12 protein-coding genes are annotated in these 12,775 nt (G+C 40.9%); 5 read left to right on the top strand and 7 right to left on the bottom strand.

Annotation, left to right across the window (positions count from 1 at the left end):
- Window positions 1-428: 428 nt before the first annotated feature.
- A complete protein-coding gene (locus tag HPE56_RS06050) occupies window positions 429-869 on the top strand; it encodes a hypothetical protein (protein ID WP_188242864.1) in 441 nt (146 codons plus the stop codon).
- A gap of 41 nt (window positions 870-910) precedes the next feature.
- On the opposite strand, the gene hemL is transcribed toward HPE56_RS06050, so the two are convergent.
- The 4 genes from hemL to HPE56_RS06030 are packed head-to-tail and all read right to left on the bottom strand — an operon-like array spanning window position 911 to window position 4,288.
- Complete coding sequence (gene hemL, locus HPE56_RS06045; protein ID WP_188242903.1) at window positions 911-2,200, bottom strand: glutamate-1-semialdehyde 2,1-aminomutase; 1,290 nt, start codon at window positions 2,198-2,200, stop codon at window positions 911-913.
- 2 nt (window positions 2,201-2,202) lie between these two features.
- Entirely contained in the window at window positions 2,203-3,045 is an 843-nt protein-coding gene (locus HPE56_RS06040) for a glucosaminidase domain-containing protein (RefSeq protein WP_188242863.1), read from the bottom strand.
- Complete coding sequence (locus HPE56_RS06035; RefSeq protein WP_188242862.1) at window positions 3,042-3,947, bottom strand: 1-aminocyclopropane-1-carboxylate deaminase/D-cysteine desulfhydrase; 906 nt, start codon at window positions 3,945-3,947, stop codon at window positions 3,042-3,044. Before HPE56_RS06035 ends, HPE56_RS06040 begins: the two co-directional genes overlap by 4 nt.
- Window positions 3,948-3,958: 11 nt before the next feature.
- Window positions 3,959-4,288: a hypothetical protein gene (locus HPE56_RS06030; protein ID WP_109654897.1), complete on the bottom strand. Its 330-nt coding sequence runs from the start codon at window positions 4,286-4,288 to the stop codon at window positions 3,959-3,961.
- 204 nt (window positions 4,289-4,492) lie between these two features.
- Between HPE56_RS06030 and HPE56_RS06025 the strand changes: the two genes are divergently transcribed.
- The 4 genes from HPE56_RS06025 (at window position 4,493) to HPE56_RS06010 (ending at window position 8,451) form a co-directional block, all read left to right on the top strand.
- Window positions 4,493-4,651, top strand: a complete 159-nt coding sequence (locus tag HPE56_RS06025) for a DUF5522 domain-containing protein (RefSeq protein WP_170117919.1) — start codon at window positions 4,493-4,495, stop codon at window positions 4,649-4,651.
- 75 nt (window positions 4,652-4,726) lie between these two features.
- Window positions 4,727-5,296, top strand: coding sequence for a DUF4136 domain-containing protein (locus tag HPE56_RS06020; RefSeq protein WP_188242861.1), 570 nt, complete (start codon window positions 4,727-4,729; stop codon window positions 5,294-5,296).
- A 102-nt stretch (window positions 5,297-5,398) separates the two neighbouring features.
- Window positions 5,399-7,162 (top strand): aromatic amino acid hydroxylase, encoded by a 1,764-nt coding sequence (locus HPE56_RS06015; protein ID WP_188242860.1) that lies wholly within the window; start codon window positions 5,399-5,401, stop codon window positions 7,160-7,162.
- A 32-nt stretch (window positions 7,163-7,194) separates the two neighbouring features.
- Window positions 7,195-8,451 carry a glucuronyl esterase domain-containing protein gene (locus HPE56_RS06010; RefSeq protein WP_188242859.1) on the top strand — a complete coding sequence of 419 codons (1,257 nt, stop codon included), beginning with the start codon at window positions 7,195-7,197 and terminating at the stop codon, window positions 8,449-8,451.
- Between the two features lie 13 nt (window positions 8,452-8,464).
- Here HPE56_RS06010 and HPE56_RS06005 read toward each other — a convergent pair whose 3' ends face one another.
- From HPE56_RS06005 to alaS, 3 genes are all read right to left on the bottom strand, one after another.
- Entirely contained in the window at window positions 8,465-9,091 is a 627-nt protein-coding gene (locus HPE56_RS06005) for a DUF4230 domain-containing protein (protein ID WP_188242858.1), read from the bottom strand.
- 85 nt (window positions 9,092-9,176) lie between these two features.
- Entirely contained in the window at window positions 9,177-10,139 is a 963-nt protein-coding gene (locus HPE56_RS06000) for a GSCFA domain-containing protein (RefSeq protein ID WP_188242857.1), read from the bottom strand.
- Between the two features lie 4 nt (window positions 10,140-10,143).
- A complete protein-coding gene (gene alaS, locus HPE56_RS05995; RefSeq protein ID WP_188242856.1) occupies window positions 10,144-12,759 on the bottom strand; it encodes an alanine--tRNA ligase in 2,616 nt (871 codons plus the stop codon).
- Between the last annotated feature and the right edge of the window lie 16 nt (window positions 12,760-12,775).

The following is a 12,775-nucleotide window of genomic DNA, read 5'->3' as shown; positions in this document are numbered from 1 at the left end:
CGAATAAAAACACATTTTTTTCGAAATAGCAAACATACTAAACCACATAATTCAAAAGTTTCACCATAAAAATTCCTCCATTGGCAACAATTCGAAATTTCACTTTGAATCTCTACTTATCTTTGATGGTATAATCAAAACCCCCACATATTATGACCTATTTTATAGCTTTAGGAACTTACATGGTTTTAATGCTACTCTTTAAAGTATATTTTCATTACAACCATTAATAACTCCAATAAAAAAAATTAAAGTAGCCCTACATACCTACTTTAAATTTTTCAAGGATTTTCACAAAGGGCAAGGAGACATCTTCTTGCCCTTTTTGCTTGCCTAATTTTGTTAAACTAAACACAAATCAAATACTGTTATTAAACCTTCGGGGTATTGTGCTGTCCTACTATCAAAATTCATTAAAAACAAAACACATGAAAAAAGTAATAGTATTGATTGCCTTGATAGTAGGTACTACCGCTATGGCACAACAAAGAAAAGACGGGAAAAGAAATTCGATGAAGGATATGACCGCCGAACAGATGGCCACCCTTCAGACCAAAAAAATGACATTGGATTTAGATCTTACCGATGCCCAGCAAACTAAAATCCTAGCTTTGAACTTGGAAAACGCCAAAAAAAGAAAAGCAAAAATGGATGAGCGTAGGGCGTTAAGGGATTCGGGAGAACGCAACAAACTAACTTCCGAGGAAAAGTATGCAATGCAGTCAGAACGACTTGATGCCGCTATAGCCCACAAAGCGGCCCTTAAAAATATTCTAAATGACGATCAATATGCCAAATGGGAAATGACCCGTAAAAAAAGAGGTGATCGTGACCAAAAGAAAGGAAAGCAATCCAAAAGAAAAAAATAAGATTGTACACAAAATGAAAAAGGCGCTAGTAGCGCCTTTTTTTATTTTAGTCCATCCACTATTTTCTCCAAAGCCTTTATCGTAAAATCCAAATCACTATACGAAAGGGCGTCATTCAGGAAGTAGCTTTCAAAGGCACTGGGCGGCAAGTAAATTCCTTGTTGCAACATGCCATGAAAATATTTTTTAAACGTATCATTGTTCCCTTTGGCCGATGATTTGAAATCTACAACAGGTTCATCCGTAAAATGTACCGACATCATACTTCCAAATCGATTGATTTGATGTGGAATACCATTTTTTACCAAAACTTCCTCCATCCCTTTGTGTAGGTAGGCTGTTTTATCCGCCAAGCTTTTAAATACATTCGGATTCGCTTCCAATTCGGTGAGCATGGCCAATCCGGCACTCATCGCTAAAGGATTCCCGCTTAAGGTCCCTGCCTGGTAAACAGGTCCGTCCGGCGCCAAATGATTCATGATTTTTTCTTTTGCCGCAAAGGCACCTACAGGCATTCCCCCACCGATAACCTTACCAAAGGTTACAATATCGGCATTGACACCCAAAGCTTCTTGGGCACCGCCTTTTCCCAATCGGAAACCGGTCATTACCTCATCAAAAATCAACAAGATACCTTCTTGTGTACAAAGTTCCCTAAGTCCCTTGATAAATCCATCGGATGGAACGATACATCCCATATTCCCCGCAATAGGCTCAATGATAACAGCGGCAATAGTCCCTTTATTGGCCTTAGTCAATTCCTTTACACTTTCCAAGTCATTATAGGTTGCCAACAAGGTATCCTTGGCCGTCCCTTGGGTCACCCCCGGACTATTGGGGCTACCAAAGGTCATTGCCCCACTACCTGCCTGTATCAAAAAAGAATCGGAATGTCCGTGATAACACCCTGCGAATTTTATGATCTTATCCTTACCGGTATAACCCCGTGCCAAACGCACGGCACTCATACAGGCTTCGGTACCACTATTGACAAACCTTATTTTATCTATATTGGGAACCATGGTAACGGCAAGCTTCGCCAAAGCCGTTTCAATTTCGGTCGGCATACCAAATGAGGTACCTTTCCGAGCCTTTTCTATAACCGCTTCGATAATCGGTTCATAGGCGTGCCCTAAAATAAGTGGACCCCATGATGCGATATAATCGATTAGCTTATTCCCATCCTCATCATACAAATAGGCCCCTTTGGCACTTTTTACAAAAACAGGATCACCCCCAACAGCATTAAATGCACGAACGGGTGAATTAACACCGCCTGGAATATACTTCTTGGCCTCTGCAAACAAGGCACTACTTCTTTTATAAATCATCATTATTTTTTACCCGATTCGGTCTTGACAGTAATTTCCTGTCCAATGGCCAAATTATTGGAATTCATATTGTTCATTCTTTTTATCTCGTCGACAGAAATAAAATATCTTCTTGATAATGAATACAGGGTATCCCCCTTTTGAACCACATGTATCTTGTTTTTAAAAGATTTTGGTTCCCTGCTGGCAACTGCATAGTTCAATTGTACCCCTTTATCGAATCTGTATAGCTTGTGCTTCTCTATTAGGTATATCAGTTTTTGTGGATATCTGTGATCTGTGGCATAACCTGCCTGGCGAAGTCCTTTGGCCCAACGTTTATAGTCGGTAGTGCCATAGTCGAATAAAAAGGCATATCGGGCCCGGCTGGATAAAAACTCGCTATGATCTCGATAGGAATACATGGGGTGGTTATATTTTCGAAAACACTCCCCTTTTTCATCATCGTCATGAAAGTCATAATCACCCTGCCAGCCTTTATGGCATTTAATACCGAAATGATTGTTGGTCTTAACGGCCAACTCCCCTTTACCCAAACCACTTTCCAACAAACCCTGGGCCAAGGTGATACTCGCTGGAATACCATAAGCCTTCATTTCATATTGTGCGATTTCCGAAAACGTTTCAATATATTCCTCTACAGAGCCTATAGAGAATCTTTGAAACCTCCCTGTATCCTTTGGTAATGGATACAATCCCTTGGAATCATAGCCTTCATTGGCTTCTTCCTTTACAACTGTTACCGTTTTGTGATTTGACCTATCGGAATGGGTGGTTCGCTTTTTGGCTTTGCAACCAATCAGCATAATTCCTAAGATCGTGAATAATACCAGTCTTTTCATCATAGGTTAATCAATGGTGAGTTCTTCTTTTTCAATTTGGAGTTCATTCCTGTAATTCCCTGTAAACCTCCGGTATGTATGGCTAATATTTTAGTCCCGGGCTCAAAACTATCCTTGTTGACCATATCCATTATCCCAAACAACATTTTAGCGGTATAAACCGGATCCAATGGTACTTGGGTCGAACGTTTAAAATCATTAATAAAATCGATAAGCTCAACGGATACCTTCGCATACCCCCCAAAATGATAATCAGTTTGTAATGCCCAATTATCCTTATTGACAAATTTACGAATATCTTCCTTTAAAAAATCCCCTTTTAACGCAGGGAATCCAAAGACCTTTTGTTCCGGTTCGGTTGCATTGATAATTCCCGCAATGGTACCTCCTGTACCCACACTACTGCAGATGATATCAAAATCCTTATCCCCCTCTGTCAATATCTCTTCACAACCTTTAACGGCCAAATCATTGGTGCCTCCTTCGGGCAATAGATAAAAATCATTGTATTCTGATTTCAAATAAGCTGAAAATTCCGACGTGTGCTTATTTTTATAAATACTTCTTGGCACAAACTTCAATTGCATTCCCATTTCGGCCGCTGTAGCCAAAGTTGGATTGTCACGCCATTTAAAAGCCAATTCCTCACCACGGATAACACCTACACTCTGAAGACCATTTTCTTGGGCGGCACAAGCGGTAGCGGCTATATGATTGGAATATGCCCCCCCGAAAGTCAGAAGGGTATCGAACTTTTCAGATATGGCCTTCCGGGTATTGTACTTTAACTTCCGATATTTATTCCCTGAAATAAAAGGATGGATACGATCTTCCCTTTTTATAAAGAGCGATATCCTTTTGGATTCCAGTATTGGGAGATTTATTTTTTGATTCTCTGTTTGCACATGAATGAAATTCAGCGCCAAAGATATTTAATAAAGCTGAAAGATGGACGATTGGCAATATAATCCAAGTTTTTTTCATTGTGATAGGCCTCCCGTTCAAAACTTAAATTCTGATAAGCCTTATAACTGTCATAGTAATACAGTGATCTTATAATCCATTCAGAGATATAAAGAATGTAAAAAGGGACAATCAACAATTCCTTTTGCTGCCTCAAATGGATTTTCTCATGATTAATAAGATAAACATCCTCTTTTAAGGCATCATTTTTCAAAAATATGAAAGGCCAAAGGGAAAGGCCCACATAATTTTTGTAGAAAAAATGTTTAAATACTAGAATCATATTCTGTAATAATAACGTCTCTATTCAAAGATAATTGTTAAAATTTGACTTCCCTTGTGTATCCTGACTTGTTACCAACAAATTCGTTCAACGATACTTTTTGGCCAAAGTTCCTTTAAAACCAAGGCTTTCGCTATTTTAAAGTATACTTTTCAACAGAAACCATTAATTTTACAAAACAGGACAAAAACCATTCCACCCCAAATGAAAATAAACATTCCACCCGAAGAAGGCGATTTTTACCTCTCAGAATCCGGTTTTAGGGTTTTTACGGAACAGTACCACCTAAAACGCGGCTATTGTTGTGAGAGTGGCTGTAGACACTGCCCATATGGATATGATCCCAAGACGAATTCGCAGTGATAATCAAGACTTTCGGCACGATTTTTGAGCATAAAAACATGTTAGGTAGCATTAATTCAAAAAGAAATAAAAGTTATGAAAACAATGAAAATTCTCGCACTACCGATCGTGGCACTGCTTTTTTTGAGTTCCTGTGTTTCGGTCCGTGTTTTATCCGATTATGATAAGGACGCTAATTTCAACAGTTACAAAACCTATGCTTTTTACAAGACAGGTATTGACAAGGCCCATATTTCGGACTTGGATAAAAAGAGGATATTAAAGGCCATTGATTCGGAATTGAGTTCAAGGGGCCTGGTTAAATCTGAAGACCCCGATGTCCTGATCAGTATATTCACTAAAGAACGGGAACAAGTGGATGTTTACAATAACTACTGGGGCGGTCGCTTTGGTTGGGGATGGAGTCCTTATTACTGGGGCGGTTATGGTCCAGGATGGGGATGGGATAACCCGGCCGTAAGTACTCGAACACAAGGTTCGCTCTACATTGATTTGATCGATGCCAAAAACAAAGAGCTCGTATGGCAAGGCAAAGGTGTTGGATCCTTGAGCTCTTCCAATAATATTGAAAAGAAAGAAGAACGTATTAGGGAGTTCGTTACGGAAATACTGCAACAATACCCTCCAGGAAATACCTCAAAATAAATAGATCAAACCGCCTTCAATGGGCGGTTTTTTGTGCCATGTTCTCTTTTCTAGACATAATTTCAATTTCGTAACTTTAAAGTAATTATAAACTGAATCAAGGTGTCATACGAGAGTAATCCAATACTAGACAAGCTCCCAAAACATTTGAGGCAATATATAAAGCCCCAGGATTATACCGATTATACGGCCATAGACCAGGCTGTATGGCGATATGTAATGCGGAAAAATGTGGATTACCTGAGTAGCGTGGCACATTCGTCTTATTTGGAGGGATTAAAAAAAACCGGTATTTCAATTGACCAAATTCCGAACATGTATGGTATGAACCGGATTCTTAAGGATATCGGTTGGGCCGCCGTTGCCGTTGATGGATTCATTCCCCCTTCAGCCTTTATGGAATTCCAGGCTTATAATGTGTTGGTCATTGCCTCGGACATACGTCAATTGGAACACATTGAATATACCCCTGCCCCGGACATTATACATGAAGGTGCCGGGCATGCCCCGATAATCGCCAATCCGGAATATGCCGAATATTTAAGGCGCTTTGGGGAAATCGGTTGCAAAGCCATTTCGAGTGCCAAGGATTTTGAATTGTATGAGGCAGTACGCCACCTCTCCATTATCAAAGAAGCTTCGGGTACTCCGAACAGTGAGGTCACCGCAGCGGAAAGACACATTGGGGAACTACAACAGAACATGGGGCAACCCAGTGAAATGGCCCTCATTCGCAATCTGCATTGGTGGACTGTGGAATATGGTCTTATCGGTACTTTGGACAACCCCAAAATCTATGGTGCGGGCCTATTGTCTTCCATAGGTGAAAGCGCATGGTGCATGACGGACAACGTTAAAAAAATACCATACTCCATGGAAGCCGCGCATACGGCCTTTGATATTACAAAACCACAGCCTCAATTGTTCATTACCCCCGATTTTGCTTTTTTAAGCCAGGTTTTGGAAGAGTTTGCCAACACCATGGCACTGCGACAAGGCGGATTGAAGGGTATCAATAAGTTAATCCACTCCAAGGAACTCGGCACTGTAGAATTGAGTACCGGACTTCAAATTTCGGGCAATTTTGAAAAGGTAATCACCCATGAGGGCAAACCGGTGTTCTTTCTTACCAAGGGACCAACGGCATTATCATACCGAGAAAAGGAACTCGTGGGCCATGGGATCGAAAAACACCCCGCGGGTTTTGGAAGTCCACTAGGAAAACTGAAAGGCATTAACCTGGCCATTGAAGATATGAGTCCCCGAGACCTTAAAGCCTATAATATTTATGAAGGTGAACAAGTTACCCTTGAATTTGAGGGAGGGATAAACGTTACCGGTCAAATAATTACAGGAACCCGGAATTTGAGGGGGGAAATTATCCTAATAACCCTAAGAAACTGTGCTGTTGGGCACAAGGGCGAATTGCTTTTTCAATCCCAAGACGAGCTTTATCATATGGCCATAGGGGAACGCATTGTATCGGCCTTTAACGGCCCTGCCGACCTAAACAGCTTTAACTTGATACAGCACAATTTAAAAACACTCACACAAAAACCCAAGAAAGACCACAAACGAATACTGTTGGAGCAACTCTACCAACAAGTGCGGGATTTTAGGGAAAGAAAGAACACTACAATTTCACGAAATAAAGTCTTTAATGAAGTTAAGGGGAATTACCCTGAAGACTGGTTGTTACCCATAGAACTCTATGAACTAGCCAAATCAAATGGCGATATTGTTTTTGCAGCTACCATTCGTGAACACTTGGAAAAAGTAAAACAAGGCCAGCCAAAATTAGGGTATTTGATAGATGACGGGATCAAACTGGTCCACAAAAATTTACAAACCCATCCGACCAAATGAAAATAATAAACCAACCTAAATAACCCGATACCATGAAAACCTACACTATAATCGTTTTATTCTTTTTTGGCTCCCTATGCCAAGCCCAATCACAGGCCAATTATGATGAAACAAAGGTTCCCAAATTTGCACTGCCAGATGTATTAACTTCCTTTAGTGGCAACCTTATAACCAATCAAACGGAATGGGAAGAAAACAGGCGCCGTGAGATTTTGCAATTCTTTGAAAAGCAAGTTTATGGAAAGGTTCCCGATAGGCTGGATGAGTTTGGATTTAAACTTTTGGAAGAAAGCAATGACGCCTACGGCGGAAAAGCAAGGCGCAAACAGATTGCCATTACCTTAAAGAAGAACAAAAAAAGCATTACTTATTATATGCTTATTTATCTTCCAAAGGGAAATCCGACAGCACCTGTTTTCCTTGGTTATAATTTTTATGGCAATCATACGGTGACCAACGATCCGAAGGTGCAAATCACAAAAGCTTGGGTAAAGAACAATGATGCTTTGGGCATAACGGACAACAAAGCGTCTGAGAGTAGCAGAGGGGTAAGAACACACCGATGGGCCATAGAAAAAATGTTGGACAATGGATTTGGTCTTGCTACGATATACTATGGTGAAATTGACCCGGATAAAAACGATTTCTCAGATGGCGTACATCCGCTATTTTACAGAGACGGACAATCTAAGCCCAAAACGAATGAGTGGGGCAGTATTTCGGCTTGGGCCTTTGGTTTGAGCAAAGCGATGAACTACCTCGAAAGCGACGTCAATATCTCCAAAGTATTTGTTTTTGGACATTCGCGATTGGGCAAAGCAGCCCTATGGGCCGGAGCTACCGATAAAAGGTTTGCAGGAGTCATAAGCAATAATTCCGGTTGTGGCGGTGCTGCCTTGAGCAGGCGTAAATTCGGAGAAACCATCGAGCAAATCAACACTTCTTTTCCGCATTGGTTTGCAGATAGCTTTTTAAAATACAACAACAATGAAAGAACGCTTCCTGTCGACCAACATCAATTATTGGCTTTGGTAGCACCAAGACCTTTATACGTGGCCAGTGCACTTGATGACAAATGGGCCGACCCAAGGGGTGAGTTCCTTTCTACCTATTATGCGTCCTCCGTTTATGGATTATATGGCAAGAAAGGAATAGACACCAAGGAAATGCCCATGACCAATGCCCCCATCCAAAATACGGTAGCGTATCATATTCGCACGGGCAAGCATGATGTCACGGATTACGATTGGGAAAACTATATAAAGTGGGCAAATACCTTCGTAAAATAGCAGGTAACCAACCCTAGTCCGTAGAAATTATGTCCAGCCCCCTTAAGCCATCGATATTTTCGATATTCCTATCGCCATAAACCAGCGTCCAACCCATGGAGTTGGTTAGAATATAAAATTTGGAAAGCTCGCTGATCAACCTATTTTCGGCATTCGACCTTAAGGAGGAAGCCTCAATCTTTTTCATAAGTGATGCTTGCACATTCCTCTTGATCGTATTGTAATCCGAGGCATTGAAGGGATTCAGATAATCCGCTGATACATCGTAATACTCAAAGTCAGGGTTGATTTTAATTTCCGGTTCGGGAATACTTTTGATGCGCAAGGTTTTGGTCAATTCATCGACCTCAAAATCAATTCTACCCAAATCATAGGTCACCAAAACCTCAGCATTGACAACAACCAAGGCTTTTTTATCGGCCGTGATTAAAGCGCCAAATAATTCCTGGGAATCCTTATAGGTATATACCTCGGCAAAATGACCTTCGGTAACAATCAATTTGGACACGTTATTGATTTGTTGTTGGATGAGCATGGAGTTTTCCTTCAATATGGACTTCTCTTCCCTGTCATCCCAACAAGATCGTACAACCAAGACCAAAGACAAAGTAACTAATGCACCGATTAAGATTCTTTTCATAACTTAAATTCAAAGTAGTCGTTGATTTCCTAAAAAACCCAAATCTTCCATATAGATGCCCCTGAATTTGGACCACCTGACCAATTCAATTGTTGAACGTCATGAATGGATGTAAGTTTTGCAGCCTTGTGATTTTTTCATGCAACTTTCCCAAAAACTTCCGATGCTGTTCCGATTCCGGATTAAACGCTCGATGCTTTAGGCCTTTTTGTATTTCATCGACAGCTGCCATGGTTTGCCTGGCATTCCCAGAAATCCAAATATTGCTGAATTTCTCCCAGATATAATCCACCGCCAATTCATTCGGATGTACCATGTCGGACTTGTAAAACCGGTAGTCCCTAAGTTCGTCCATCATAATCTCATAGGAAGCAAAATAACTCAAGGCTTCCCCATATTTGCGCGATTGAAGTACCTGATGCAGGGCCGATAACAAATGTGCCTTGCTCCGTTGGTTTTCAACAAATCCATCCTTGAGATGCCTTACCGGCGAAATGGTCATTACAATCTTGACCTTGGGATTAACAGATAGCAATGCATCAATTGTATGTTCAAGGCTTTCACTAATATCTTCAATGGAAAGTAATTCCTTGGTAAAAGCTTTTTGGGGCACTTTATGGCAATTGGCCACGACCGAATTGGTTTCAATATGGCGATAAACCCATGCGGTACCCAAGGTAATCAACACGTGGGAAGTTACTGAGAGCTCTTTCTTTGTTTGGGATAAGCCTTTATTCAATTCCAAGAGCAAGTTCTCTTTGGATGCATCACTTAAATCAGAATGGGCATCAAAACAATGCCATTGTTCATTATGATAAAATATATCGCTTTCCGTATATTCTTCCTCTTGAATGGACTTCGAGATCAATTTTTCAATCGCCTTAGGGTGAAACAAGATTCCAAACGGATTCTGAAGTATCCTAAACTTGAAATAATCCAATTTAGCACCCATATTCTCTACAAAACAAGACCCCATCAGCAACAAACGACTATGGTAATCAATTTGATCACTGACCTGTTGTAAGGGTACCTGGGTTTGTAGTTTCATGGTTTTAGCTAAGATATTCCTTTACCTGTGCCAAGGCTTTATCGATGCCCTCCGGATTCTTTCCTCCTGCTGTAGCAAAGAAAGGCTGGCCTCCACCGCCACCTTGTATAAACTTGCCCAGTTCCCTAACAATAGTCCCGGCATTCAGATTCTTTTTCGCGACCAATTCCTTGGAAATATAACAGGAAAGGAGTGCCTTTCCATTTTGCTCCGTACCGAAAAGCATAAACAGGTTGTCTTTGTTATTGCCCATTTCAAAGGAAAGATCTTTTATACCTGCGGCATCCAAATCAAGCTTTTTGGCCAAGAAATGTACCCCATTGATGTCTTCCAATTCAGCAAGCAATTCCCCCTTAAGATTTTTGGCCTTATCCTTCAATAGGATTTCAACCTCCTTCTTTAATTTAATATTCTCTTTCTGTAAGGATTCCACAGCTTTTACCGGGTCTTGGGCATTGTTGAGCAAATCCTTGATTTCGTAAAGGCTTCGATTGTTCTGATGGTAATAATCCTTGACCGCATCCAAGGTAATAGCCTCTATTCTACGGATCCCTGCTGCAACCGCTCCCTCAGACTTTATTTTAAAATGCCAAATATCACCTGTATTCTTCACATGGGTCCCCCCACAAAGTTCTATGGATTGTCCAAAACGGATGGTTCGTACGGTATCACCATATTTTTCCCCAAATAAGGCCATGGCCCCTTCTTTTACTGCATCCTCCATGGGCACATTGCGGTTTTCCTGTAATGGCAATTGCCCATCTATCCTAGCATTTACAAAGTTTTCAACATCCCTAAGTTCCTCAATAGTTAATTTGGCGAAGTGGGAAAAATCGAAACGCAGATATTTAGAATGTACCGCAGATCCTTTTTGCTCTACATGTTCACCCAAAATTTCCCGAAGTGCTTGGTGTAATAAATGCGTTGCCGTATGGTTGGCTGCCGTTCGCTGACGCTGTTTCTTATCAACCACTGCCTTAAACGTTTCAGAAGTGTTCTTTGGCAAGTGCTTGGCAAAATGCACAATTTCATTGTTCTCCTTTTTGGTGTCCAGAATATAGAAAACATCACCGTTGGATGCCACCAAATATCCTTTATCACCTACTTGCCCTCCTCCTTCAGGATAAAAAGGGGTAAGATTAAACACCAATTGATATTGTTCCCCTTCCTTTTTTGAGGTAACCTTTCGATATTTAACCAACTTTACCTTAGTCTCTAAAACATCATAACCTACAAATTCCTGTTCTGAGTCATCCATTAAGACCACCCAATCTTCTTTGGCCACTTCAGAAGCCGATCTAGACCGGTTTTTCTGTTCTTGCATAGCTTTATGAAAACCTTTTTCATCAAGCATATAGCCTTTCTCCTCCAATATCAAGGCAGTAAGATCTATAGGGAAACCATAAGTATCATATAATTCAAAGGCTTTTCTACCGGAAATCTCCTTTTTATCGGCTTGTTTTACGATATTGTCCAACAAAACCAAACCTTGCTCCAAGGTATGCAAAAAGGAATTTTCTTCCTCCTTGACCACATTTTCTATTAATTGACGCTGCTCCTTCAACTCTGGAAACGCATTTCCCATACTTTCGGTAAGGACATTGACCAACCGGTACATGAATGGCTCCTTAGTACCAAGGAACGTAAACCCATAACGAATGGCCCTTCTGAGGATCCTGCGTATGACATAACCCGCTCCCGTATTACTCGGTAATTGCCCATCAGCTATTGAAAAAGCCACGGCCCGTATATGGTCGGCGATAACACGAACGGCAATATCAGTTTCCTCATTTTTACCATAATCCTTACCGGTTATCGCTTCAATCTCCCGGATTATCGGGGTAAAAACATCAGTGTCATAGTTTGATTTTACGCCTTGCAAGACCATGCATAAACGCTCAAAACCCATTCCGGTATCGACATGTTTCTCTGGCAAGGACTCCAGACTTCCATCGGCCTTACGGTTGTATTGCATAAAAACCAGGTTCCATATCTCAACCACCAAAGGATGGTCTTTATTGACCAATGAAGCACCGGAAATTTTGGCTTTTTCCTCAGCTGGGCGAATATCCACGTGAATTTCCGAGCACGGACCACAAGGGCCTTGGTCGCCCATTTCCCAAAAATTATCCTTCTTATTCCCCATAATGATCCGGTCTTTGGGTACAATGGCACTCCATAAACCATAGGCCTCATTATCCATTTCGAGATGATCGGCATCATTACTCCCTTCAAAGACCGAAACATAGAGACTATCCTTATCAATTTTCAAGGTATCGGTCAACAATTCCCATGCCCATTCAATAGCCTCTTTCTTAAAATAATCACCAAAACTCCAATTCCCCAACATCTCAAACATGGTATGGTGATAGGTGTCTTTCCCTACTTCTTCAAGATCATTGTGTTTACCACTCACCCTAAGACACTTTTGGGTATCTGCAACACGGCTATTTTTCACTGCGCTATTGCCCAAAAAGAACTCCTTAAACTGGTTCATACCAGCATTCGTGAACATCAAAGTCGGGTCATCTTTTATGACCATTGGTGCAGAGGATACGATTTTATGGTTCCGTTCCTTGAAAAAGTTTAAAAAATGGGCCCTAATTTCCTTGGAATTCATCTAAAATGGTAAGGTT

This window comes from Maribacter aquimaris (assembly GCF_014596745.1).
Classification (GTDB): Bacteria; Bacteroidota; Bacteroidia; order Flavobacteriales; family Flavobacteriaceae; genus Maribacter_A; species Maribacter_A aquimaris.
This window is presented reverse-complemented; position numbering and strand designations above follow the sequence as displayed.